Annotated in this window: 19 protein-coding genes; 7 read left to right on the top strand and 12 right to left on the bottom strand. The window is 62.2% G+C overall.

From position 1 onward, the window contains the following. Window positions 1–36: 36 nt before the first annotated feature. From ACI7M0_RS13285 to ACI7M0_RS13295, 3 genes are all read left to right on the top strand, one after another. A complete protein-coding gene (locus ACI7M0_RS13285; protein WP_010954036.1) occupies window positions 37–1,125 on the top strand; it encodes a polyamine ABC transporter substrate-binding protein in 1,089 nt (362 codons plus the stop codon). Window positions 1,126–1,138: 13 nt separating this feature from the next. Further along, entirely contained in the window at window positions 1,139–2,434 is a 1,296-nt protein-coding gene (locus ACI7M0_RS13290) for an FAD-binding oxidoreductase (protein ID WP_129931703.1), read from the top strand. Between the two features lie 140 nt (window positions 2,435–2,574). Continuing rightward, window positions 2,575–3,252 carry a DUF3313 domain-containing protein gene (locus ACI7M0_RS13295; RefSeq protein ID WP_064492796.1) on the top strand — a complete coding sequence of 226 codons (678 nt, stop codon included), beginning with the start codon at window positions 2,575–2,577 and terminating at the stop codon, window positions 3,250–3,252. A gap of 87 nt (window positions 3,253–3,339) precedes the next feature. On the opposite strand, the gene ACI7M0_RS13300 is transcribed toward ACI7M0_RS13295, so the two are convergent. After that, window positions 3,340–4,716 carry an L-serine ammonia-lyase gene (locus tag ACI7M0_RS13300; protein ID WP_129931702.1) on the bottom strand — a complete coding sequence of 459 codons (1,377 nt, stop codon included), beginning with the start codon at window positions 4,714–4,716 and terminating at the stop codon, window positions 3,340–3,342. A gap of 146 nt (window positions 4,717–4,862) precedes the next feature. Between ACI7M0_RS13300 and ACI7M0_RS13305 the strand changes: the two genes are divergently transcribed. After that, window positions 4,863–5,804, top strand: a complete 942-nt coding sequence (locus ACI7M0_RS13305) for a LysR substrate-binding domain-containing protein (protein ID WP_012052371.1) — start codon at window positions 4,863–4,865, stop codon at window positions 5,802–5,804. Window positions 5,805–5,838: 34 nt separating this feature from the next. On the opposite strand, the gene ACI7M0_RS13310 is transcribed toward ACI7M0_RS13305, so the two are convergent. The 11 genes from ACI7M0_RS13310 to ACI7M0_RS13360 form a co-directional block, all read right to left on the bottom strand. Further along, window positions 5,839–7,260, bottom strand: coding sequence for an undecaprenyl-phosphate glucose phosphotransferase (locus ACI7M0_RS13310; RefSeq protein ID WP_004374281.1), 1,422 nt, complete (start codon window positions 7,258–7,260; stop codon window positions 5,839–5,841). A 178-nt stretch (window positions 7,261–7,438) separates the two neighbouring features. Then, the gene (locus ACI7M0_RS13315; RefSeq protein WP_010954030.1) at window positions 7,439–8,191 is read right to left on the bottom strand and encodes a WecB/TagA/CpsF family glycosyltransferase; all 753 of its coding nucleotides are present in this window, start codon (window positions 8,189–8,191) and stop codon (window positions 7,439–7,441) included. Next, window positions 8,191–9,378 carry a glycosyltransferase family 2 protein gene (locus tag ACI7M0_RS13320; protein WP_129931701.1) on the bottom strand — a complete coding sequence of 396 codons (1,188 nt, stop codon included), beginning with the start codon at window positions 9,376–9,378 and terminating at the stop codon, window positions 8,191–8,193. Before ACI7M0_RS13320 ends, ACI7M0_RS13315 begins: the two co-directional genes overlap by 1 nt. Next, on the bottom strand, window positions 9,375–10,577 hold the full coding sequence (locus ACI7M0_RS13325) for a glycosyltransferase (RefSeq protein ID WP_129931700.1): 1,203 nt from the start codon (window positions 10,575–10,577) through the stop codon (window positions 9,375–9,377). Before ACI7M0_RS13325 ends, ACI7M0_RS13320 begins: the two co-directional genes overlap by 4 nt. Window positions 10,578–10,626: 49 nt before the next feature. Continuing rightward, the gene (locus ACI7M0_RS13330; RefSeq protein ID WP_129931699.1) at window positions 10,627–11,631 is read right to left on the bottom strand and encodes a VirK/YbjX family protein; all 1,005 of its coding nucleotides are present in this window, start codon (window positions 11,629–11,631) and stop codon (window positions 10,627–10,629) included. Window positions 11,632–11,640: 9 nt separating this feature from the next. After that, a complete protein-coding gene (locus ACI7M0_RS13335) occupies window positions 11,641–12,618 on the bottom strand; it encodes a glycosyltransferase family 2 protein (protein ID WP_129931698.1) in 978 nt (325 codons plus the stop codon). A 5-nt stretch (window positions 12,619–12,623) separates the two neighbouring features. Next, a complete protein-coding gene (locus tag ACI7M0_RS13340; protein WP_064492801.1) occupies window positions 12,624–13,148 on the bottom strand; it encodes a serine O-acetyltransferase in 525 nt (174 codons plus the stop codon). Window positions 13,149–13,156: 8 nt separating this feature from the next. Next, entirely contained in the window at window positions 13,157–14,113 is a 957-nt protein-coding gene (locus ACI7M0_RS13345) for a glycosyltransferase family 2 protein (RefSeq protein WP_010954024.1), read from the bottom strand. 1 nt (window position 14,114) lies between these two features. Next, window positions 14,115–14,723: an acyltransferase gene (locus tag ACI7M0_RS13350; RefSeq protein WP_029615442.1), complete on the bottom strand. Its 609-nt coding sequence runs from the start codon at window positions 14,721–14,723 to the stop codon at window positions 14,115–14,117. A gap of 103 nt (window positions 14,724–14,826) precedes the next feature. Beyond that, window positions 14,827–16,293, bottom strand: coding sequence for a GMC oxidoreductase (locus ACI7M0_RS13355; RefSeq protein ID WP_129931697.1), 1,467 nt, complete (start codon window positions 16,291–16,293; stop codon window positions 14,827–14,829). A 236-nt stretch (window positions 16,294–16,529) separates the two neighbouring features. Beyond that, on the bottom strand, window positions 16,530–17,906 hold the full coding sequence (locus ACI7M0_RS13360; protein WP_104961746.1) for an oligosaccharide flippase family protein: 1,377 nt from the start codon (window positions 17,904–17,906) through the stop codon (window positions 16,530–16,532). Between the two features lie 95 nt (window positions 17,907–18,001). On the opposite strand from ACI7M0_RS13360, the gene ACI7M0_RS13365 reads away from it, so the two are divergent. The 3 genes from ACI7M0_RS13365 (at window position 18,002) to galE (ending at window position 23,205) form a co-directional block, all read left to right on the top strand. After that, on the top strand, window positions 18,002–19,528 hold the full coding sequence (locus ACI7M0_RS13365) for an O-antigen ligase (RefSeq protein ID WP_129931696.1): 1,527 nt from the start codon (window positions 18,002–18,004) through the stop codon (window positions 19,526–19,528). 5 nt (window positions 19,529–19,533) lie between these two features. Then, a complete protein-coding gene (locus ACI7M0_RS13370; RefSeq protein ID WP_129931695.1) occupies window positions 19,534–22,134 on the top strand; it encodes a cellulase family glycosylhydrolase in 2,601 nt (866 codons plus the stop codon). 105 nt (window positions 22,135–22,239) lie between these two features. Further along, a complete protein-coding gene (galE, locus tag ACI7M0_RS13375; RefSeq protein WP_104961748.1) occupies window positions 22,240–23,205 on the top strand; it encodes a UDP-glucose 4-epimerase GalE in 966 nt (321 codons plus the stop codon). Window positions 23,206–23,264 lie beyond the last annotated feature (59 nt).

A 23,264-nucleotide genomic window follows, 5' to 3' on the forward strand; every position in this document is an offset into this window, starting at 1 on the left:
TCCGAACTCGAAGAACAAGACCAACGAGGTGTTCCCATGCGTCATCTGCAAGCCCTGATCCCCGCTGCATTCACCCTGCTGTTCGCCACCACCACCCAGGCCGCGCCCACGGTCAGTGTGTACAACTGGACCGACTACATCGGTGACACCACCCTGGCCGACTTCCAGGCCAGCAGCGGAATCAAGGTGGTCTATGACGTGTTCGACTCCAACGAAACCCTTGAAGGCAAGCTGTTGGCCGGGCGTACGGGTTATGACGTGGTGGTACCGTCCAACCACTTCCTCGCCCGCCAGGCCCAGGCCGGCGCCTTCCTGCCGCTGGACCGCAGCAAGCTGCCGAACTGGCAACACCTGGACCCCAAACTGCTCAAGCAACTTGAACAGAACGACCCCGGCAACCAGTACGCCGTGCCTTACCTGTGGGGCACCAATGGCATCGGCTACAACGTCGACAAGGTCAAGGCGGCACTGGGTGTGGACCATATCGACTCGTGGGCAGTGCTGTTCGAGCCCGAAAACCTGAAAAAGCTCAAGCAGTGCGGCGTGGCATTCATGGACTCGCCCGACGAGCTGTTCCCGGCCGTGCTCAACTACCTGGGCATGGACCCGCGCAGCGAAAAACCGGGCGACTACGCCAAGGCCGAGGCCCGCCTGCTCGAACTGCGCCCCTACATCACCTACTTCCACTCCTCCAAGTACGTCTCTGACCTGGCGAACGGTGATGTCTGCATCGCGTTCGGCTACTCCGGCGACGTGTTCCAGGCTGCCAACCGCGCCGTAGAGGCGAAAAACGGCGTGAAGGTCGCCTACAGCATTCCCAAGGAAGGCAGCAACCTGTGGTTCGACCTGCTGGCCATCCCCAAGGACGCCAACAACCCCGAGCAGGCCCTGGCGTTCATCAACTACCTGCTCGACCCCAAAGTGATTGCCAAGGTCAGCGCCACGGTCGGCTATGCCAACGCCAACCCGGACGCCAAGGCCTACATGGATGCATCGCTGGTGAACAACCCCGAGATCTACCCACCCCAGGAGGTGCTGGACAAGCTGTACATCTCCAGCACCCCGAGCCCGAAAATCATGCGCGTCATGACCCGCTCCTGGAGCAAGATCAAGTCCAACCGCTGAGTCGAGAACGCTCATGTCTTTCAATACCCAACACACCGCCTCGTACTACGCCGCCACAGCGCGCGACGCGGCACCCTACCCCAGCCTGGACAGCGAACTGACGGCCGACGTATGCGTGATCGGCGGCGGCCTGACCGGGGTCAATACCGCCCTGGAGCTGGCCGAGCGCGGCCTCTCGGTGGTACTGCTGGAAGCCCGACGCATCGGCTGGGGCGCCAGTGGGCGCAATGGCGGCCAGCTGATTCGCGGTATCGGCCATGATGTCAGCGGCTTTGCCCGGCATGTCGGCCAGGACGGTGTGCGCTACCTGAAGCAGGCCGGCATCGACTCAGTGGAACTGGTGGCCGAGCGCATCGCCCGCTACGGCATTGCCTGCGATCTGCGCTGGGGCTTCTGCGAACTGGCCAACACCACGGCGCAGTTCGCCGCCTTCAAGGAGGAACAGGACGACCTGGCCGCCCTGGGCTATCGCCATGAAACACGCCTGGTCAGCGCCGGGCAGTTGAACGAAATCGTCGCCAGCGACCAGTACGCTGGCGGCCTGGTCGACATGGGCTCGGGCCACCTGCACCCACTTGATCTGGTCCAGGGCGAAGCACGCGCGGCCCACGGCCTGGGCGTGCGCATTTTCGAACAAAGCCCGGTGCTGCGCATTGAGCACGGGCCCAGGTTGACGCTGCACACGGCGCGCGGCAAGGTGCGCGCAAGCAGCCTGGTGCTGGGCTGCAACGCTCACCTGGATGAACTGGAACCGCGCCTGAGTGGCAAGGTGCTCCCGGCCGGCAGCTATGTGGTGGCCACCGAACCCTTGCCCGAAGCACTGGCCAGCAGCCTGATCCCGCAGAATATGGCGCTGTGCGACCAGAAGGTCGGCCTGGACTACTACCGCCTTACCGCAGACCGCCGCCTGCTGTTCGGTGGCGCCTGCCATTATTCTGGTCGAGACCCCAAGGACATCGCTGCCTATATGCGGCCCAAGGTGCTGAAAGTATTCCCGCAACTGGCGAACGTGCGCATCGACTACCAGTGGGGTGGCATGATCGGTATCACCGCCAACCGGTTCCCCCAGGTCGGGCGCCTGAACCAGCACCCTAACGTGTATTACGCCCAGGGCTATTCCGGCCACGGGCTGAACGTGACGCACTGGACGGCGAAATTGCTGGCCGAAAGCATCGCCCTCGGCCACAGCCACGGCCTGGATGTGTTCAGCGCCGTGCCGCACCTGACCTTCCCCGGCGGCAAGGCCCTGCGCTCCCCCCTGCTGGCACTGGGCATGTTGTGGTACCGCTTGCGTGAGGCCCTGGGTTGAGTGGGCCGCAACGTTTGCAGCGCCCCTCAGGGCGAGCCACGCACTGTGTTCTTTTCAAAGAGGATTGCCCCGTCCACTGGCCAACTGCCTCGCACCTGCTAGCGTTGTTGTGGCCGACCTCTCATGGATGCCTTTTCATCATGAAATCATTGCCTCGCATTACCCTGTTGTGCGCCGCGCTGCTTGCCGTGGCCGCCTGCTCCAGCAACCGCGTGGACCCCAAGGATTACTCCGGCTTCCTCAAAGACTACAGCCGGCTGCAAGAAGCCAAGAGCCCGTCGGGTGACCCGGTGATGCGCTGGATCGACCCCAAGGTCAATATCAACCAGTACAGCCAGGTGTTCGTCGAGCCAAGCCAGTTCTACCCCAAGCCGCAGCCCACAGCTGTTATCTCGCAGCAGACGCTGCAGGAAATCACCCGCTACTTCAACGAGGCCCTGCGCCGCGAAATGGGCAGCGTGATGCCGTTGGCCAAGGGGCCTGGCCCGGGCGTGATCGTGGTGCGCCCGGCGATCACGGCAGTGTCCACCAGTAACGAGGGCCTCAGGCCTTACGAGGTGATCCCTATCGCGCTTATCGCGGCAGGTGTGAATACCGCCATGGGTGGCCGTGACCAGGACGTGGATGTCGGTGTGGAGGCAGCGTTCCTGGACGGTGCCAGCCAGAAGGTACTGGCCCAGGTGGTCCGCAAGGGCGCGGGCCAGGAGCTGGAGAACGATACCCAGAAGCTGACCTTGAATGACGTCAAGCCGGTGCTCGATGGCTGGGCCAAGGACATGCGTGCGAGCTTCCTGGCAGCGAAGCAGAAAGGCCGCTGAGTCAGCGCTGACCCAACAGGTCAGCGCAACCTGGTTAAGGAGCGGCCCATCGAGACACAAGGCCGCTCCAGTTGACCGCGTTAAACATCAGCACTCGACAAAAGCGACCGCCAAACCGCCGCGCGAGGTTTCCTTGTAATTGGCATGCATGTCCGCCCCGGTATCACGCATGGTGCGGATCACCCGGTCGAGCGAGATGAAGTGCTCGCCATCCCCCCGCAGCGCCATCTGCACAGCATTGATCGCCTTGACCGCAGCAATCGCATTGCGCTCGATGCACGGCACCTGCACCAGGCCACCCACCGGGTCGCAGGTCAGCCCAAGGTTGTGCTCCAGGGCAATTTCGGCGGCGTTTTCAAGCTGGGGCGGCGTAGCGCCCAGTACCTGCGCCAGGCCGGCAGCAGCCATCGAACAGGCCGAGCCCACCTCCCCCTGACAACCCACCTCGGCACCGGAAATCGAGGCGTTCTTTTTGCACAGGATGCCAACCGCCGCTGCGCCAAGCAGGAAGTCCACCACATCAGCATCGCAGGCATTGGGGTTGAACTTCATGTAGTAGTGCAACACCGCCGGGATAATGCCGGCTGCCCCGTTGGTGGGCGCGGTAACCATACGCCCACCGGCAGCATTTTCTTCATTGACCGCCAAGGCGAACAGGTTGACCCACTCCATGGCGCCAAGGGTCGAGCCGATCACGTTGGGCTTGCCCAGCTCCTGTAGGCTGCGATGCAACCGCGCGGCGCGGCGCTTGACGTGCAAACCGCCCGGCAGGATGCCCTCGTTGCGCAGGCCGTTCGCCACGCACTCACGCATGGCCTCCCAGATGCGCAACAAGCCTTCGCGCACCTCGGCCTCCGGGCGCCAGGCGCATTCGTTGGCCATCATCAGTTGCGCCACGCTCAGGTTGTGGGCCTTGCACAACGCCAGCAGTTGGGCACCACTGTCGAACTCATAAGGCAGCATCACGGCATTCGTTTCGCTTGCCGGCGCATCGATCTCGGCTTGCTCGACGATGAAGCCGCCGCCCACCGAAAAATAGGTCTGGCTCAACAGGCTGCGCTGCCCGTCCATGGCTTCCAGGCTCATGGCATTGGGGTGATAAGGCAGGCTCTCGTCGAGCAGCAGCATGTCACGGCCGTAGTCGAAGGCCAGCGGATGGCTACCGTCGAGCATCAGGCAGTGCTCTTGCAGGACCTGGCCGATGCGCGACTCGATCGTGGACGGGTCGATGCGGTCCGGCCACTGGCCCATCAAGCCTAGCAGGCACGCGCGGTCGGTGGCATGGCCAACCCCGGTAGCCGACAGCGAGCCATATAGCCGCACTTGCACGCGCGTTACCTGGGCCAGCAGCCCCTGCTCACGCAAGGCCTGGGCAAAGGTAGCTGCCGCCCGCATCGGGCCGACGGTATGGGAACTGGACGGCCCGATGCCAATTTTGAAAAGGTCGAAAACACTGATAGCCATGCTAATGCCTGACCCTACCCTGATATGCATCCAGGGTAGGGTTGTCTGAAGAAATTGAGCGTTATTGCGATTTTGCGCGATACTGCCGCGCTGGCTCACGGATGACCAACGAAACTTCCTAAGCAAGCCTTTAGTGGTACTAAACGATGCGACGACAACTCAATGGTCAGATGTTCGTCTGGCTGCATGTATTTGCCTGCGCAGCCCGGCACTTGTCCTTCACCCGTTGTGCCGAAGAGCTGCACATCACCCCGGGCGCGGTCAGCCAGCAGATGCGCCAACTGGAAGAGCGCCTGGGCTACCGGCTGTTCCTGCGCCGGGCGCGCGGCGTGGAGCTGAGCGCCGAGGGGCAACGCCTGGCCCAGACGGTGGCCGAGGCCTACGGCAGTATCGAAGCCGAGCTGCTGCGGCTGGACGCGGGGGAAATCCGCGGCACATTGCGTGTGCGTTCGATCCCCTCGTTCCTGGCCAAATGGCTCACGCCGCGCTTGCCGCGTTTTCAACAGCGCTACCCGGATATCGAACTGCGCCTGGTCGCCGAAGACAGTGCCCAGGCGCTGACCCCGGGTGATTTCGATCTGGCCATCGATCTGAACGATGGAAGCTACCCAGGCATGCTTTCGACGCCGCTGCTGGACGAGCAGATCTTCCCGGTGTGCTCACCTGCCCTGCTGCGCGGGCGCCCGCCGCTGCACGGCCCCGCTGACCTGGCGCACTACCCGCTGCTGCATGACATCACCGCCTGGCGTGGCAGTTCGGAATATGCCGAGTGGGAGTTCTACCTGGAAGGCATCGGCGCCGCCGGCCTGGATGTGCGGCGCGGGCACACCTTCAACCGCAACCACCTGACCATCGAGGCGGCGATTGCCGGTATCGGCGTGGCGATTGCCCGCCGCACGCTGCTCAATGATGAACTGGAACGCGGGGCACTGATCGTGCCGTTTGGTGTACCGATCGCCAACCACAAGCGTTATGTGGTGCATTACCCGCCAGGCGGCTTGAACCAGCCAGGTGCGCGGGCGGTGCATGACTGGCTGGTGGAAGAAGCGCGGGGGTTCAGGGCGTTGCATCCGTTGAACAAGGAATAACCAGCTGGGCGCGCTTGGTGCAGGAGCGCTTCGCTCAATAAGCCTGCTTACCGGTGAAGGCATTGAGCGTGCGCACCAGGATCACGAAGTCCAGCCACAACGACCAGTTGTTGATGTACTCGATGTCCGAGTCGACTCGCTGGATCATTTGCTCGATATCCTTGGTCTCCCCCCTGAACCCGCGCACCTGCGCCAAACCTGTCATGCCGGGCTTGATATTGTGGCGGGCAAAGTAGTCAACGATATCCTGCGAATACAAGGTGTCATGTTGCAGGGCATGTGGCCGCGGCCCTACCAGGGACATTTCCCCGGTCAGCACATTGAACAGTTGTGGCAGTTCATCAAGGCTTGTACGCCGGATAAAGGCGCCGACCCGGGTCAACCGTGGGTCGTTCTTCTGCGCCTGCTTGACCACACCTGCTTCCGGTTGGTGAACATGCATGCTGCGAAACTTCCAGATGCGGAACGATTCTCCTGTCCAGCCGGTACGTTCCTGGCGGAAGAACACCGGCCCGCGGCTGTCGATCTTGATGGCCAGCGCAACAGCCAGCAATACGGGGGATGCAAACAGCAAAATCAACGCGGCCAGCACCCGGTCTTCAAGGTTTTTCAAGAACAGGCTCATGCCCGTCAAGGGTGTCTCCGACAAGGTCAGCACCGGAATGCCGGCAATTTCCCGCACGCTGTGGTTGATCAGGCGCAACGAGAAGATATCCGGCACCCAGTTCACCGCAATGCACTTGTCGAGCAACTTGAAATACACGTCGTTGATGACCTCGGAGCCACCCAGTGGCGTCACCAGATACACCGTACGAATGCCGTGTTGGGCCACCAGCTCGTCGAGGTCGCCAATATGCCCCAGCACCGGCAGGCGCTGCTTGCCCTCGGCACTCTCCAGCCCCTGCCCATCGCCTTTGTCGAGCAGCACGCAACCCAGCACCCGCTCGCCAAACCACGGGTTGTTGCTGATTTTCTGATACAGGAAGTTGGCCAGGTCACCGTTGCCGATGATCAGGGCATTGTCCAGGCGCGCATGCGCGCTAAAGCGCTTTTGCAGTTCGCGCACGGCAAAATGCAAGAATAACTGGGCGACATAACCAATGACGAACAGTTGCACCACCAATAGCCGTGAATAGGTTTCGCTCTGTTTGGTCAGGAACGCCATGACGACCAGGAAGCAAAACGTTGCCGACCAGGCCTTGAACAGGCGGAACGCCTTGATCGAAAGCCCGACGTTGGTGCGGTAGATCGCGTAATGATCATAAATGACTGCCAGTGCGCCAATCAGCAGCAGCAGCATGATCACGTAATCGGATGTGATATAGCCGAACTGGTCGTAGATCAGGTACCAGGCAATACCGGTGACGGCAATACCATCGAGGCCGGCCTGGATGGCGTTACTGACACTGCTTCTTCTCTGGAGTAAGGAACGACTGCTTCTGGGTTCGAAAACCATTTCAGACCTCATCAAGATGAGCGTAGCAAGTGCCTTCCATCAAACAGCAAGACTTGAAAACAGACTTAAGCAAAAACCGTGCAGCAGGCGCGTGGCGCCCTCAAGCGATTGATATCACTGTAGCAGCCACCCGGCGCTGGCGTACCCGGGATCACCGCTTTTGCGATTTTTGGCCGATTCATAGGGCCCGCCTGGCCGAAACCGCCGCCCGCCGGTACAACAGGGTGCGCAACAGGAATAGCGGATTGCCCACCACATAACGCATGAACAGGCGTTTGGGCTCGCGCAGCAGGCGGTACAGCCACTCGCCCCCCAAACGCCGCAGCCATTCGGGGGCACGGCTGACCTTGCCGCCGAGAAAGTCCAGGATCGCCCCACCGCACACGATCAGGCATGGCCCGCCAGTGGCTGCCAACGCCGCTGCCACCGCTTCCTGCTTGGGCATGCCCATGCCCAGCACGATCAGCTCGGGTTGCTGGACGCGGGCCAACTGCAGATAGGTTTGCAGGCTGGCGAAGCCATCGTGAACCGACACTGGCACGATGCCGAATTCGGCTTTACAGCGCTGCACAGCCTGGTCCAGGTAGGGTTGCCGGGTGCCCCAGAAGGCGACCTTGCGCCCTCGGTAAGCAGCCATGAGCCTGGGAATGAAGTCTGTGCCGTTCATGTTGAGCCCGGGTTCCAGGCCCAGGCAGCGATACAGGATCGCCATGCCGGCACCATCGCGCAGCAGCACATCTGCGGCCGACAGCGCCTGGCTGTAGCCACCATCGCGCACCACCAGGTTCATCGCATGGGCGTTGACGAAGCCCAGAACGGTGGCCGTATCCGGTGTGGCCAGGCGATCGAGCAGGTGCTGCACGGCGGCGTCATCAGCGATCACTGCCAGCTGGTCGATCACACGCTTCCAGCGATTCTGCCACTGAGCCATCAGTCGTCATCCCGTTTTGAACGCACCCATTCAACTTGGCGCTTGATCAGGAAACTCAGGTACAAGGGAATTTTCCTGGCCGCGTAAAACGGCGCGTACAGCAGCACCGAGAACGGTATCACTTCACGGCAGAAGCGCGCCCAGGCCAACACAACGGCAAAGGCCAGCAAGGCCAAACCGGTAAAGGCGAGCCACGCGGGTGCCGCCAGGCCGAACAGCAGGTACGCCAGCCAGGTCACCAGGTTAAGCCCGAGCAAGGTCAGTACCAGCAACGCCAGGGGCGGCACCAGCAAGTCCAGGGTCAAGGCCGCCAGGCTAGCGTTGCGCTGGGTGATGGCAGCCATCGCCCGCTTGGGTGCGTCGGCAAGCATCAACCCCAGATGGCCATGCTCCCAGCGAGTGCGTTGGCTGTTGAGGCCCTGCTGGCTAAGTGGGAACTGGCTAGTGACCAGTGCCTCGGGGCAGAAAGCAGGAGGTTTGCCCTGCTGGCAAAGGTCCAGGCCCAGCTTCACATCCTCGACCAGATGACCATTGGCCAGGTTGATCAGGCTCAGATCGTGCCAGCCGAACGCCATGCCCGCGCCCATCAGTTGGCATGGCAGGCCCAGGCGCGCCCAGCCGCGTGGCCGCACCAGGTTCTTGACCCGCCAGGCAAACTCGGCAACTTGCACCCGCAACCCGGCACCTGCCGGTGCACGCATCAGATACAGCGACTGTACCGGGCGGGCAAGTGCGTGGCAGCGGCGCGCCAGGCAGTCGATCGCCCCCTCGCCCACCTGGCAGTCGGCATCCACCACGATGACCACCTCGGGCGGCCGCTGAGCCAGGTGGCGCACGCCGAAATCCAATGCGTAACCTTTGCCGCGCAAGCGCGTATCGTGGCGCTCTACGACTTCGGCGCCGGACGCGCGTGCCAACCGGGCCGTGTCATCCGAACAGTTGTCTGCCACGACCAGCAAGCGGTCGCCGTCCAGCAGTTGCGGCGTAACGCTGGCCAGCATCGCACGAATGACCAGCGCCTCATCGTGGGCGGGCACCAATACCGCCACTCGCGGGCGCTCGCCAATGCCCTTGGGCCTCGACCGCGCCGGCAGGCAAGCCAGCAACACTTGCAGCAACAGCACCGACACCGGTACCAGGACGATGATCGCCAACAGGCCCAGTAACCAACCCAATACACTTATCATGCGTATGCCTTGAAATAGTCGGCCAGCCTGGCCGCCTCGGTATCGATGTCATGCCGTTGCACGACACGCTGGTAGGCCATCTCGCCCATGCGCTGCAGTACCTCGGCCGGTTGCGCCAGGCAGTCGGCCATGGCTGTTGCCAGCTCGTCCACGGCACCGGCTGGGAACAGCCAGCCGTTCTCGCCAGGCCGCACCAGCTCGGGGATACCCGCTACATAGGTAGTGAGCACGGGCCGGCGCAAGGCCATGGCCTCCATGATGACCACGGGCAAGCCCTCGGCGAAACTGGGTAGCACCAGCGCACGGGCGGCCAGGATTTCCTCGCGTACCTGCGCACTGCTGATCCAGCCAGTGATACGCACTTGCTGCTGCAAGCCGTGCCGGGCAATCAAGGCCTCGATCTGCTCGCGCATTTCACCGTCACCCGCCAGCACCAGCTCGAAGGTGATCGACCGGGCAGCGAGACAGCGCGCCGCTTCCAGCAACAGCAGCTGGCCCTTCTGTTCGCACAGGCGCCCGACACACACCAGCCGTGGCGCCGACGGCACAGCGACCGGCGCCACCTCATGAAAGCCACGCTCCAGGCCGCAGTGCACCACCTTCACCTTGCCCCAGTGCTCGTGCGCCACCCAACGGTACAGCTGGCTGCGCCCGTACGAGCTCACCGCCGCGACAAAGGCGGCGCGGCGCACCTTCTCACCCATGTGCAAGAACTGTGGTTTGTCGAATTCTTCCGGCCCGTGCACGGTAAAGCTGTATGCCGGCCCGCCCAGGACGTTGGCCAGCATGACCACTTCCGTAGAGTTGGTGCCGAAATGCGCGTGCACATGTGTCGCCTCCCCTGCCTGCAACCACTGCAGCACCTGGCAGGCTTCGGCCAGGTAGACCAGGTGGTAGGGCCAGGCACGGTCGGCCCGCAGGCCAAGGCGCATGGCCAGCCACAGCGCCTGGAAGAACCGCCGCGGCTGCGTACGCAGTACCTGCCACGTCGGTGCCAACAACCCCTTGAGCCCACCTTGCAATACGTAGCGGGTCTTGCCCCGTTCGCTTGCGTCCTCGGCATCCTGCACTTCGGCGTCCCACCCACGCAGGGCTATACGTTGCACCTCGACCCCTTGGCGCTCCAGCGCCAGAATTTCGCGACGGATGAAACTGTGGCTGACTTTCGGGTACTGATTGATGAAGTAAGCAATGCGCATACGAATCCAGATCCAAACCCGCTTGATGACCAACCTTCCCTGGCAACCTTCACTTCAGGCTGTCGACTACGGGCGGTCTGTCTCCTGCCGATGCACTCACAGCAAATGCATCCCCCTGTTTTCCTTGTAGTCCAAGGTTGTGATTGCTGCTTGGCAATGCTGCCTGCAAACGGGTGAAAACATCGTCAAGCAATGCCTGCCGGCGGCGGTACATCGCCCGTTTCTTGGTCGGGATGTCAGCTTCCGCCCGTTGCGCCGGCACTAACGGCAGGGAAAAAAAGTCGTCTCGGTCAGACGCTGTGGCGCCGTGTTCTTGCCAGATCACGTCGTAGTTGGCCGCCAGGTCCTGGCCCTTGTCGCTGCCAAAATAGGGATGGCGATGGTGCCGGCAGGCGTCGCTGACGGCATACAGCTGTGTCACACCCAAGGTTCTGCCCAGGCATTTCAACGCTTCGAGCAACAGGCTGCGTGGCCGCAGCCCTTCGAAGTCCTTGGTCAGGTCACGGTAGATGGCCAGCGAGGTTTCGCTGTCGATACCTTTGTGGATGCCCTGCACCGCACCAATGAACAGGCAGGTCTCACCCTGGCTGCGGCCCAGGGTGAAGGCCAGGGATGCCACACGCAGGTCGGCCTGGAACAGGTTCAACACTAGCTCGCCTTCACGCTTGAACCAGATTGGCCGGTCCAGTACCAGGCAACAGCCCGGCGAGTGGCTGGACAGGTCACACAGCCTCAGGCTTTCGTCGCGCCCCAGCAACAGCAACGCCGGGAACTGCCCAGCCATCAATTCAAAGTGCGAAGCCACCACCTCCAGACGCTGCGGGGCCTCCCAGCATTGGCTGATGTAAGGCCATTGCACGACACCGATACAATCCACACCCAGCCGCTGCAGACCATGCGGGCCCAGCGCCGCCGTCATGCGCTGCATGAACCCGTTCAGCTCAGGCCACTGCCTGGCGATCTGCCGTGCCAACTTGTACTTGTTGTGCATCGCCCGCAACGAGTAACCCGGTTGCAAGGTAAACACGCTTTTGACGAGGGTGCCGAGCATCATGGGTTTCTCTCACTTGTACTCGATCAAAGCCGATTTGCCAGCCGCAAGGCGGTGGCGCAGGAACTTCAGTTGGCCGAGCATTTCCGGGAACTTGCCCAACACCAGGAACACAGCCTGCAGCCAGTTCTCGCGCGTCCACTTGCCGCCGCGGCGCGCCAGGCGCACGGCCTGCAGTGGGTAGATCAACAGCAAGAGCAGGCCCCAGCCGCCCAGCAGCAGGCAGGCCAGCGCGATCATCAAAGGTATACCCAGGCCCCACAACCAGGCCCGACGTGACTCACGCAGCCAATGCCGCTCGGGTGGCTGGCCATGCAGGTAGGCGCCCTCAGCATAGGCATGCCCAGCGCGCAGGCTACGCCGCCACCATTGGCTGAAACGCGTCATGCCGGCATCGTGCAGGGTCATCTCGGCAGCCAGTCGCCAGACTTTCCAGCCGCGGGCCCGCAAACGCACGCACAGTTCCGGCTCTTCTCCGGCGATCAGGTCAGGACGGAAGCCACCCACGGCAGCAAAGGCGTCTGCCCGCATCAGCGCATCGCCGCCACAGGCCTTGGCCTCACCGACCGGGGTATCCCACTCCAGGTCGCACAGCAAGTTGTACACCGAGCGCTGCGGGAAGCGCTCACGCCGGCGACCACACACCACTGCCACGGCGGGGTGCTGCTCAAGAAAAGCCTGCGCCGTGGCCAGCCAGGTGGCATTCACCTCGCAGTCGCCATCGACGAACTGTACCAGTTGCATCGATGGCAACAGGCGCTGCAAGGCGGCAAAGCCTTCATTTCGGGCGCGTGCGGCGGTGAACGGGATACTCATGTCCAGCGCCAGCACGACCACGCCAAGGTCGGCGGCCAACTGCAGCGAACCATCGGTGGATCCCGAGTCGACGTACATGACCTTGTCCGCCCCCTGCGCCAGCGAAACAAGGCAGCGCTCGAGACGCTGGCCTTCATTGCGGCCGATCACCACCACGCCGATCACCGTTGCCATAGGCCTCACTCGACCGATGCCGTGGCGGCCGGTTGCCGGGCCTTGATGATGGCCGGCACCCCCACTGCCAGTGAATTGTCAGGCACATCTACCAGCACGACGGCATTGGCGCCGATGATCACGTTGTTGCCGATGCGAATACTGCCCAGCACCTTGGCCCCGGTGCCAATGTCGACGTTGTTGCCGAACACCGGGGCAATCGGCTCGTCGACATTCTTCAGGCCCACCACCACGCCGTTGCGGATACGGCAGTCATCGCCGAAGCGGGCATAGCCGCTGACAACGATGCCGCCAAAATGATCGATGACGAAGTTGCGCCCGATCACCACCTCGCACGGCAGTTCGATACCGGTGATGATCTGGACGAATTTGAACAGCACCTTGTAGATGAGCGAGCACAGTTTGCGCAGCAGTGCCGGGCGCAGCGTATAACGCCAGCGGCCAAAGCGGTACACCAGCAATACCCAGAAACCCTGGGCGCCCCAGTCCCCGCCATGGGCCCGCAGGTCGGCGCGAATATTATCGAACATGGCTCCACCTACCTTGTCGGTTGGCTGGCGTACCGGGTCTTGAACAGCAAAGACCAGGTTGCCCGGCAATGACGCCAGCAGGCCTGAATGGCGCCCCAGCCGCGTCGTTTCAACAGCGCCTTGAGTGCCAGCACCAGGTCGCCCAGCGTGACCAGCAGCATGTGCAGGGCAAGCCCCGCCACCCCATGATGCTTGCGGAAGTACAGCAACTCGCTTTCGATCTGATAGGACGAGATCTGCCGGCTGGCGGCCTCCAGCTCCGCCACCGACTTGGAGCTTTCGCCACCGATGTGCACCACCGTGGTATGCGGGTAGAACACCACTTTCCAGCCCGCTTCCTTCACCCGCTTGCAGTGGTCCACCTCCTCGTAATAAAGGAAGTAGCGCGGGTCGAACAAACCCACCTTGTCGAGTACTTCGCGGCGCACCAGGTAGAAGCAGCCGGGCAACCAGTCACACTCGCGCACCGAAGCGTGGTCCCAGTTCATGTCGTCGACCATCTTCACCCCTGGGAAGAACCGCCCCAACCCGGTGCGCCCGACGAACACATTGAGCGGCGTGGGGAAGTAGCGACAACTGGGCTGCAGGTCGCCATCGCGACCCTCCAGGCGCACCCCCAGTACGCCGCACTCCGGGTGGGCGTCCATGTAGTCGAGCGTTTTTTGCAGCGAGTCGGCGGCAACGAAGGCATCGGTATTGAGCAGCAAGGCGTACTTGCCCTTGAGGTGCGCCAACAACTGGTTGTTGGCCCGGCCGAAACCCACGTTCTGCTTGTTGCTCAGCAGCAGTGCCTCGGGGCACACCTGGGCCATGCGCTGCACCGAGTCATCGCGCGAGGCATTGTCGACCACCAGGTAACTGGCCAGGCGCTCGCTGTCGGCCCGGCGCAGCGCATCGAACATCGGCTGCAACAGTCCAGCGGTATTGAAGTTGACCACCATGACATCCACAGGTTTGCTAGCCATTTCAGCTGTCCCCGAAGAAATACTGACGTCTTTGCGCCATCAGTAACGGTTCCACTTCCGGGTCGTAGGCACCGTTGCGCTGCTTCACCAGATCGATCCATGGGTAGGCTTCGCAACGTGCCTCGACCCGCTTGATCAACTGTTCGGTGGTACAAATGAACTCGGCAGGGTTGCCACCATAGACGGTGCCTGGCGGCACGTCCTTGGTCACCACCGCCCCTGCCGCCACGATGGATTCGGGCCCGATGGTCACGCGCGGCATCACGATCGCACCATGGCCGATGAAGCAGTTGTCCTTGATGTCGATGAAACCGACCGAATCCAGGTGCTTGCCAAAGCGATGCTCGATCAGCAATACCACCCCGTCATGACCGATCAACGTGCAGTCGGACAAGCCTACGCTGTTACCGATACGTACCAGCGACGGGTCGAGAAACTTGCAGCCTGTATTGACGTAGAAATTGCTGCCGACCGAATGAAAGTTGCCCCACCGGGCCAGATAGGCCCCCCATTCAAGACCAGATGGGTTGCAGAACCTCCTGTAGAATTTGCCACCTCGCCCGGTTGCATGGGCGTAGCGCGCCACTGCCTTGCGTATCCATCCTTTCATACTGCCTGGCCTCGCGATCTGAACAATCTGGAGTCTCCTGAGGCGTTCCGGTCTCGTTTTTCTAGGTGCTGACCGCATCGCACTCACCCGTGTACAACCTTCATCACGCCGCGGCGCCGCTGGCCGCTTTCATCTTGTTATCGAGGTGGTCGGCCAGCCGCAAGGCAAATTGCAACAGCGGCATGGTCGGGTTGGAGGCGCCGCCCTTGGCAAAAATGCTGCTGCCGGCGACATACAGGTTTTCGGTACCGAACACCTTGCAATTGGCATCGACCACACCGAACTGCGGCGAGGCGGCCATGCGCGTGGTGCCCATGTGATGGGCATGGGGTGCCATTCTCAGCGGTATCGAGGTGTCGTAAACGAAATCGTTGAGCTTGACGAACCCCAGGTCCATGTCGGCGAACTGCTTGGCCAGTTCGCTGCCAATGCACTTGATGGTGTGCCGGTCTTCGGCGCTAAGCACCCAATTGACATTGACCTTGGCCACGCCCAGCGCATCCTTCTTGTCCAGCAGCGAAATGCGGCTGTGCAGGTTGGGAAACTGCTCGATCATGGTGCCGATCACGCCGTCACCAGGGCAGCTGAACTTGGCGACGAAGGCGACCTTGCTGGCAAACCCCATGTCGCAGGCCAGGCTCTCGAGAAAATACTTCACCTCGGCAGTGCGGCCATAAGTTTGCACATCGGCCAGCAAGGAGGCGGTGACATTGCCTTTACCGGCCTTGTACTCGTCGACGAAAGCATCGGTGGTGTAGTATTGGCGCGGCTCTGGGTCCTGCCCGGACTTGAGGATGAAAGTGCCCATTTCGATATTCAGGTGTTCCATGAAACACCCGCCGACCAGCCCTTCCTTGCTCACCACGCCTGCGGCCACCAGGGTCTCGCTGTTCAGCAACTGCCGGGCATTCTCGATGGCACCTGTGGCCAGAATGAAATTTCCAGCCACCAGGCGTTGACGATTGCACTCATAGTCAGACAAAACCACCGCAGCCAGGTGGCCGGAAGCCTTGTCGAACTCCAGGTCAACGCAATTACAGTTGATGAACACATCCAGGCCTGGGGTCTGCTCCAGTGCTGTAGCGTACTTCTGCGCAAAGCGTGTCGGCGTGCTGAGCAGAAAACGGTCCGCCTCGAAGTCACCGCCGTTGAGGCCGGCATTCATCGCGCGAAAATCCGAGCCAGGCGCCAGATCGACGATCTCCATGGCTGCCGGCAGAAAGCCTTCGATCTCCGAATAGGGAATTGGCCAGCCCGGCAAGACGCCTGGCGGGGCGACGGAAAAATCCGAAGGGGTGAATGGTCGGCACCGGCCAGCCCAGTGATTGGAGGTGCCACCCAGGTAGCGCAGGCGGGTTTCCTCGGCATACAGTTCCAGGCCGGTGGATGAGCACGCGTACAAGTCTTGCGAGTGCGGCGCATATTCGCGCCCCCCGCCTTCGGCGATCATTACGCTCCAGCCGGCGGCTGCCAGGCGCAAGCCCAGGGTTATACCCGCCGGGCCGGCCCCGATGATGCAGAAATCATAGTGATCGCGCAGCACCTTCTGCTGCTCAAAGTCCTTGATCATGCTGACGCGTTCCGGAAGTAGCGGGACGGCAATACCCAACCGTTGATTACCACGAACCCGGGCTTTTCGACCGTCTTGCCCGCAACGGCCGCCGAGGCGCCGAACACCGCGCCCCCCGCGCCGAGCAAGACACAGCTCTGGAGAAAGCCTCTACGACCCAATTGCGCAGTACAAAAAGTGAGCTTCCCCATGTTCCCGTGACCTGTAGCCATGAAAGTTACACCCGGCAAACTGCGCTACAGCCAGTTGAAAAAGGCCGTCAACAGTGCCCCGCACAGCGCCCCGACCAGCAACATCGGCAGTACCACCAGTTCACGTTTGAGGCTGAAGATATCCAGTTTGCAGTTCACATACACAACCAGCACCAGCGTTGGCACAGCATGCAGGGCAACCCCCCAGATAGCCCACTCCACCCCGCCAATCGCCAGTAACAGCGGCAACAGCCCCCATAACGAGACCAGGCGGATGATGTTGTCCATGGCCTGGTACTTGGTCAGGCCCAAGGCAATCCACACCTGATGAGCCAAGGTATAGCGCAATACGATGAACGACAGCGAGAGAATCGCCAGCATCGGCCCGGCTTCGCGGTAGCGATCGTCATACATCCAGCCGATCAGCAGCGGGCTGGCGGTCAGGAAACCGCCACAAATGAACAGTACCAACAGGTCGACCAGCAGCCGAAAGCGGAAATACAGCGCTTTCAGGCGCGGCTTATCGTCGGCCCGGGCCGCTTCGCTGAAAGCAGGCAGCGCCACCGCGCCGACAATTTTCATGAGCGCGGTCTGCACCGCACCCAGGATCAGCACGGCGATCGAATACACACCCAGTTGCGCCGCCGACATGCTGGCACCAAACCACATGCGGTCGCCGTACATGGCCAGCACGCCGACCATCGACGACAACAGGATCCAGCGGCCAAACACGATCAGCTCGGTCAGCGCCGAACGGTCCCAGCGCAGGTGGTTGTTGGGCCCCTCCAGGGCGGTATGCCCCAGCACGGTCCAGACGACCGCCGAAACCAGGCCTGATAACACCAGCGCCCAGATCGAATGGGTCAGCAAGCCCAGCACCAGCATCACCACCAGGCCGGCCACCTGCGAGGCAAGGTCGACCAGTACCACGCGCTTTTGTTGGAAAGTGCGTACCGCCACATCTATCTTGGTGGACTGGAAACCCCAGATGGCCGCCGACAGGCCGGTGACCGCCAGCACCATCGGCAGGACGGGCGCGGCATAGGTCGAGTCGGCCGGCCACAGCTCAGCCAGTTGGGCCAACCAAGCTCCCAGGGCCAGCAGCAGGGTAAGGGCAAACAGCAGGAAACCGCGGATGATCTGCACGGTCCAGGCGGTGTTGAGAAAGTCCGGATCGTCTCCGCGGTGGCTCTGGATGATGTTCTGGCGCAGGCCGACATCGGAAAGCAAATGCAGCAGTATCGAAACAGTGGTGGCGATGACCATCACCCCGAACATTTCCGGCAGCAGCAAGCGGGCCATGATCAGATTGCCGCCCAGGCGCATCGCCTGTGAAGCCACCTGCGAGACCAGGTTCCAAGACCCGGCCCTCAGGGCCCGCTTGCGCAGGCTCGCGGCGGCTGACACATCAATCGACGGCATGACTTCAATCTCTGACTGATTGGCTAAAAGTCACTATAGTTTCAATTAGCCACGATGCTAGCCGTTGCCCACCAAGGGAAAGGTGTACATAGCCGATGCCTGAACATTTTCGTGCGTTGATCGTCATCCTGTTTCTGGCGAGCGTGGTCTTCCTGATGGCCCGGCGGCCTGCCACCGACCTGATTCCGCTCAGCGACTACAAGCGCCGGCGCAATCTGTGGTTCCTGCTGACCCTGCTGGCTTTTTTCTCCCACAGCTTCTGGCTGTACCTGGGGGTGGGCGCGGTCGTCCTGTTGCTGGCCGGGCGCCGCGAGCACAACCCCATGGCGCTGTTCTACATGCTGCTGTTCCTGATCCCGCCAGCGTCGGTGCAGGTGCCCGGGTTTGGCGTGGTCAATTACCTGGTCGACCTTAACCATATTCGCCTGCTGACCCTGTGCGTGCTGCTGCCGGCCGCGCTGTACCTGCGCCGCCAAGGTGACACCCTGCGCTTTGGCCGCACCTGGGCCGATAAACTGCTGGCGGCCGGCCTGCTGCTGATGAGCGTGCTCTATTTGCGCGAAACCACCCTTACCGACACGCTGCGCCAGGCGCTGTACCTGTATGTCGACGTTCTCCTGCCGTATTACGTGGCCAGCCGTGGCCTGCGCCAGATCAGCGACTTCAAGGACACCCTGCTGGCCTTCGTGCTCGCCTCCTTCGTCATGGCGCTGATCGCTGTGGCCGAGTATGTGCGCCACTGGCTGTTGTACAGCGCCCTGGTCGACGCCATGGGCGTGCCATGGAGCATGTCCGGCTACCTGAGCCGGGGTGGTGCACTGCGGGCAAGCGTCACCACCGGCCAGGCGATTGCACTGGGTTACGTGATGAGCGTGGCCATCGGCCTGTTCCTGTTCGTGCAGGGCTATGTGCAACGCCCGCTGCACAGGGCCATGGGCGCCCTGCTGCTGGCCGCCGGGCTGTTCGCGCCATTGTCGCGTGGCCCGTGGATCGGCGCGGTGGTCATCGTGGTGGTGTTCATCGCCCTGGGCAAAGGCGCCGTCAAGCGCCTGGCGCTGCTGGGTGCGGCAGGCATGCTGGCGTTGCCCTTGCTAACCGTCGTGCCTGGGGGCGAAAAGGTGCTGGACCTGCTGCCGTTCATCGGTAACCTCGAGAAAGAGAACATCACCTACCGCGAGCGGCTGATGGACAACTCGTGGATCGTCATCCAGCGCAACCCGTTGTTCGGCTCCTTCGACTTCCGCAACACACCCGAAATGCAGGCGATGATCCAGGGCGACGGCATCATCGACATCGTCAACACCTACATCAACCTGGCATTGCGGGTCGGCCTGGTCGGGCTAGGCCTGTTCCTGGCGTTCTTTGCCGTCGTGCTGCGGGGTATCCGCAAGGCCATGCTCAGCTTTGCCGACAAGGACGACGAGCGACGACAGCTCGGCCGGGTGTTGCTGGCAACGCTGATCGGCATTCTGGTCATCATCTTCACGGTCAGCAGCATCACCTTCATCCCGGTGGTGTACTGGTCTATCGCTGGCCTGGGCGTGGCCTACATCCAGATGGTTCGCCGGCTGCACAATAGCCCGGCCGTGGAACTGGCAGAACCCGACCTACAACCCAGGTAATGTTCATGAATAGGCTGTCCCTGCGTCATTACGTGCGCCTTTCGGCCATTGCCGGCCTGGCCCTGCTGCCGCTGGCCAGCTGGGCTTCAGACTGGCAGGTCAGTGTCGATGAGCAAAATGGCTTGCCTACCGTGACACACGGCGGTGGCCCGGTCATGAAGGCCAAATTCGATTTCTGGGCTGCCAACTGGAGCTGGACCGGTTTCTATACCGACTTCAAGGTCAATGGCCCTTATCACTACACGCTGCGGGGGAAGAACAAGGAACTGGACTTCGACCTGCAGGCTGACATCCGTAAGGAACAGGCGCAAACCCTGAGCTGGGCCTTCGACCTCGACGCCCACAGCCGCCAGAGCGGTGTCATGGGTGGCGGCCTGGTGTTCCAGTTCGACCCGGCGCAAATCGCCGGCGACATGGGTGCCCCGCAATTGTTGCCCGACAACCGCGGCTGGACGTGGGGCAAGGCTGACCAGGGGCGACGCATCGAAATGCGCTTCGACCCGCCACTGGCCAAGGTCTATTTCGAGCGCGGCAACCCGTCCGAGCTGCGCGCATTCCTCTACAAGGACCCGATCAGCGCCGGCCGCCAGCAGCTCAAGGCCGTGCTCAACGTGACCGGCGACATCGAACTCGGCCCGACACCCAGCGAGCGCTTCGGCCTGGCAGACCCCGCCAAGTGGCCTGATGACCAGCTGGACTGGCGCACCTCGCCGGTGGACCTGTCGTTCCTCAACGCAGCGGAAAAACCCGCCGGCAAGCGTGGCTTCGTCAAGGCGGTCGGCGACCAGTTGATGTTCGCCGACAACACCCCGGTACGCTTCTGGGGCACCAACCTGACGGCCTACTCGCTGTTCAAGAGCCCCGACGTCGAAATCCGCCAACAAGCCAAACGCCTTTCGGCACTGGGTTTCAACCTGGTGCGCCTGCATCACCACGACTCGCCCTGGGTCAGCCCCAACGTCTTTGGCGACGGCACCTTGGTGCGCGATACCCAGCAGCTCAGCGCCGAATCGCTGCGCAAGCTCGACCTGTGGATCAAGTCACTCAAGGACGAAGGCATCTACATCTGGCTGGACATGCATGTGCAGCGTGCGTTTACCGCCAACGACCACATCGAAGACTTCAAGGAGCTGCCCGAGCAGGACGGTCGCGTCGACCTGAAAGGTTACGCCTACGTGAATGACAGTATCCGGCAAGCGATGAAACGCTTCGCCGAGCAGTACCTGACCCATGTGAACGAGTACACGGGCCTGGCCTACAAGGACGACCCGGCCATCGCCGCCGTGCTGATCACCAACGAGAATGACCTGACCCAGCATTACGGCAACGCCCTGATGCCGAACAAGGATGTACCCCGCCACAGCGCGCACTACATGACGGCGGCCAAGGCCTTTGCCAAACAGTTTGACCTGCCCGCCGACCTGACCTGGCGTGCCTGGGAGCATGGGCCGTCGAAGCTGTTGCTCAACGAGCTGGAACAACGCTTCAATGCCGACATGATCGCCCACTTGCGCAGCGTGGGCGTGAAAGTCCCCATTGCTACCACCAGCACCTGGGGCGGCAATGGGCTTAGCGCACTGCCGGCACTGAGCGTTGGTGATGTCATCGACGCCCACAGCTACGGCGACACAGGCCAACTGGAGAAGAACCCGCTGACCAGCGACGGCATGATCGACTGGATTGCTGCCGCCCAGGTCGTCGGCAAACCGCTGACCGTCACCGAGTGGAACGCCGAGCCCTTCCCGCTGCCTGACCGTCACTCGCTACCAATTTACATCGCCGGCACCGCCAGCCACCAAGGCTGGGACGCCATGCTGCAATACGCCTACAGCCAACAGGCGTTCAACCCGGGTTGGCGCACGGCGGACAACTGGCACGCGTACAACGACCCGGCGATGATCGCCACTCTGCCCGCCGCTGCCCTGCTCTATCGCCGTGCGGACGTAAGACCAGCCACCACTCGCTACGTGTTCGCACCGACACCTGCCACCCTTTACAACCAGGAAATCACCCCGCGTAACTCACCGCTGCTGCGCACGGCCATGGAAAAGGGCCAGTTGCAGATCGCCCTGCCACACACGCCGGAATTGCCTTGGCTGAAACCCGCGCCCATCCCGGCAGACGCGCAGGTGCTGCACGACCCGGGGCAAGCGCTGCTGGCCGCCGATGCCACCGAGTCGGTGACCGACACAGGCGAACTCAGGCGCAACTGGCAACAAGGCATCTACACCATCGACACGCCACTGACCCAGGCCGCCAGCGGCTGGCTGGGCGGCCGCCCGATCAACCTGGGTGCCATTCAGATACAAACGAAAACGCCTTACGCCAGCGTCGTGGTCCAGAGCCTGGACGGCAAGCCACTGGGCCAGTCGCGCGAGCTTCTGCTGTCACTGGGCACCCGTGCCATGCCCAAGGCCGATGACAAGACGCCGTTCAATGTCGAGCCCCTTGAAGGCAGCCTGGACATCAAGGCACCCGCCGGCCTGAAACTGTTCGCCCGCGATGCACGGGAGCAGCTGAAGCCGCTGCCGGTGGCCTACAAGGATGGGCAATACAGCATTACCTTCGACGGTACCTACATGTCCAACTGGCTATTCTTGAAATAGAGCATATGGCCATCTACGCTCAGGTCACCTGTAGCTGATCATCCCACCTGCACGTGTCAGGGAGTGTTCACTGCGTCTGTAAACAGCAGATTCCAGGAGGTGGGGATGAAATATCTGGTTGTGGGTGGTGCGGGCTACATTGGCTCGCACATGGTCAAGCACCTGCTCGCCGCCGGCCATGAAGTGCTGGTGGCGGACCTGGTCTCACCTGGCCCCGGTATCCAGTGGGCCAAGCTCGACATCGCCGACGAAGCCGCACTGGATGTGCTGTTTGGTGTGTGCCGCTTCGATGCGGTGTTCCACTTCGCCTCGTTCATTCAAGTGGGCGAGTCGGTCAGTGCCCCCGGCAAGTACTACCAGAACAATGTCGCAGCCACCCTTTCCCTGCTGCAGGCCATGGTCAATGCCGGCATCAGGCACCTGGTGTTTTCTTCAAGTGCCGCCGTATACGGCAACCCGCAGTACGTGCCGATCGATGAAGCACACACCAAGGGGCCGATCAACCCGTATGGGTTGAGCAAATGGATGGTCGAGCAGATTCTTGAGGACTTCGACCGGGCCTATGGTTTGAAGTCGGTAAGCCTGCGCTATTTCAATGCAGCGGGCGCTGACCCGGAAGGCCAGCTAGGCGAGCGTCACGAGCCGGAAACCCATCTGATCCCGTTGATCCTGCAGGCTGCATCTGGCCGGCGCGAGGCGGTGACAGTGTTTGGTCGCGACTACGACACGCCGGATGGCACCTGCATACGCGACTACGTGCATGTGGCAGACCTGGCGGCGGCCCATGCACTGGCAGTGGATTATCTACTGGACGGTGGCGAGCGTGCCGCGTTCAACCTGGGCAATGGCCTGGGCTTTTCGGTGCAACAGGTGATCGATACGGCCCGGGCCGTGACCGGGCGACAGATCACCGCCCTTGACGCACCGCGTCGTGCCGGCGACCCGCCACGGCTGGTGGCGGATGCGAGCAAGGCCATGCAGGTGCTGGGCTGGCGTCCGGCATTCGCTTCGCTGGAGCAGATTGTTCGGCATGCGTGGCAGTGGGAGTTGCAGTATCCCTGGAGGCGCTGAGTTGACCTCATAGCTTTCAGGCGCAGCACAAGGCTGCGCCTGAAAGCGTATTGCCAGAA

This window comes from Pseudomonas sp. 10(2024), assembly GCF_045164175.1.
Classification (GTDB): domain Bacteria; phylum Pseudomonadota; class Gammaproteobacteria; order Pseudomonadales; family Pseudomonadaceae; genus Aquipseudomonas; species Aquipseudomonas alloputida.

Bases quoted from the DNA above. Each gene is read 5' to 3' on its own strand.
- ACI7M0_RS13365 (WP_129931696.1), top strand. From the start codon at position 18,002: ATGCCTGAACATTTTCGTGCGTTGATCGTCATCCTGTTTCTGGCGAGC.
- ACI7M0_RS13300 (WP_129931702.1), bottom strand. From the start codon at position 4,716: ATGGCTATCAGTGTTTTCGACCTTTTCAAAATTGGCATCGGGCCGTCC.
- ACI7M0_RS13310 (WP_004374281.1), bottom strand. From the start codon at position 7,260: ATGGTTTTCGAACCCAGAAGCAGTCGTTCCTTACTCCAGAGAAGAAGC.
- ACI7M0_RS13345 (WP_010954024.1), bottom strand. From the start codon at position 14,113: ATGGCTAGCAAACCTGTGGATGTCATGGTGGTCAACTTCAATACCGCT.
- ACI7M0_RS13330 (WP_129931699.1), bottom strand. From the start codon at position 11,631: ATGATGCTCGGCACCCTCGTCAAAAGCGTGTTTACCTTGCAACCGGGT.
- ACI7M0_RS13360 (WP_104961746.1), bottom strand. From the start codon at position 17,906: ATGCCGTCGATTGATGTGTCAGCCGCCGCGAGCCTGCGCAAGCGGGCC.
- ACI7M0_RS13290 (WP_129931703.1), top strand. From the start codon at position 1,139: ATGTCTTTCAATACCCAACACACCGCCTCGTACTACGCCGCCACAGCG.
- ACI7M0_RS13340 (WP_064492801.1), bottom strand. From the start codon at position 13,148: ATGTTCGATAATATTCGCGCCGACCTGCGGGCCCATGGCGGGGACTGG.
- ACI7M0_RS13295 (WP_064492796.1), top strand. From the start codon at position 2,575: ATGAAATCATTGCCTCGCATTACCCTGTTGTGCGCCGCGCTGCTTGCC.
- galE (WP_104961748.1), top strand. From the start codon at position 22,240: ATGAAATATCTGGTTGTGGGTGGTGCGGGCTACATTGGCTCGCACATG.
- ACI7M0_RS13315 (WP_010954030.1), bottom strand. From the start codon at position 8,191: ATGGCTCAGTGGCAGAATCGCTGGAAGCGTGTGATCGACCAGCTGGCA.
- ACI7M0_RS13355 (WP_129931697.1), bottom strand. From the start codon at position 16,293: ATGATCAAGGACTTTGAGCAGCAGAAGGTGCTGCGCGATCACTATGAT.
- ACI7M0_RS13370 (WP_129931695.1), top strand. From the start codon at position 19,534: ATGAATAGGCTGTCCCTGCGTCATTACGTGCGCCTTTCGGCCATTGCC.
- ACI7M0_RS13285 (WP_010954036.1), top strand. From the start codon at position 37: ATGCGTCATCTGCAAGCCCTGATCCCCGCTGCATTCACCCTGCTGTTC.
- ACI7M0_RS13320 (WP_129931701.1), bottom strand. From the start codon at position 9,378: ATGATAAGTGTATTGGGTTGGTTACTGGGCCTGTTGGCGATCATCGTC.
- ACI7M0_RS13350 (WP_029615442.1), bottom strand. From the start codon at position 14,723: ATGAAAGGATGGATACGCAAGGCAGTGGCGCGCTACGCCCATGCAACC.
- ACI7M0_RS13305 (WP_012052371.1), top strand. From the start codon at position 4,863: ATGCGACGACAACTCAATGGTCAGATGTTCGTCTGGCTGCATGTATTT.
- ACI7M0_RS13325 (WP_129931700.1), bottom strand. From the start codon at position 10,577: ATGCGCATTGCTTACTTCATCAATCAGTACCCGAAAGTCAGCCACAGT.
- ACI7M0_RS13335 (WP_129931698.1), bottom strand. From the start codon at position 12,618: ATGGCAACGGTGATCGGCGTGGTGGTGATCGGCCGCAATGAAGGCCAG.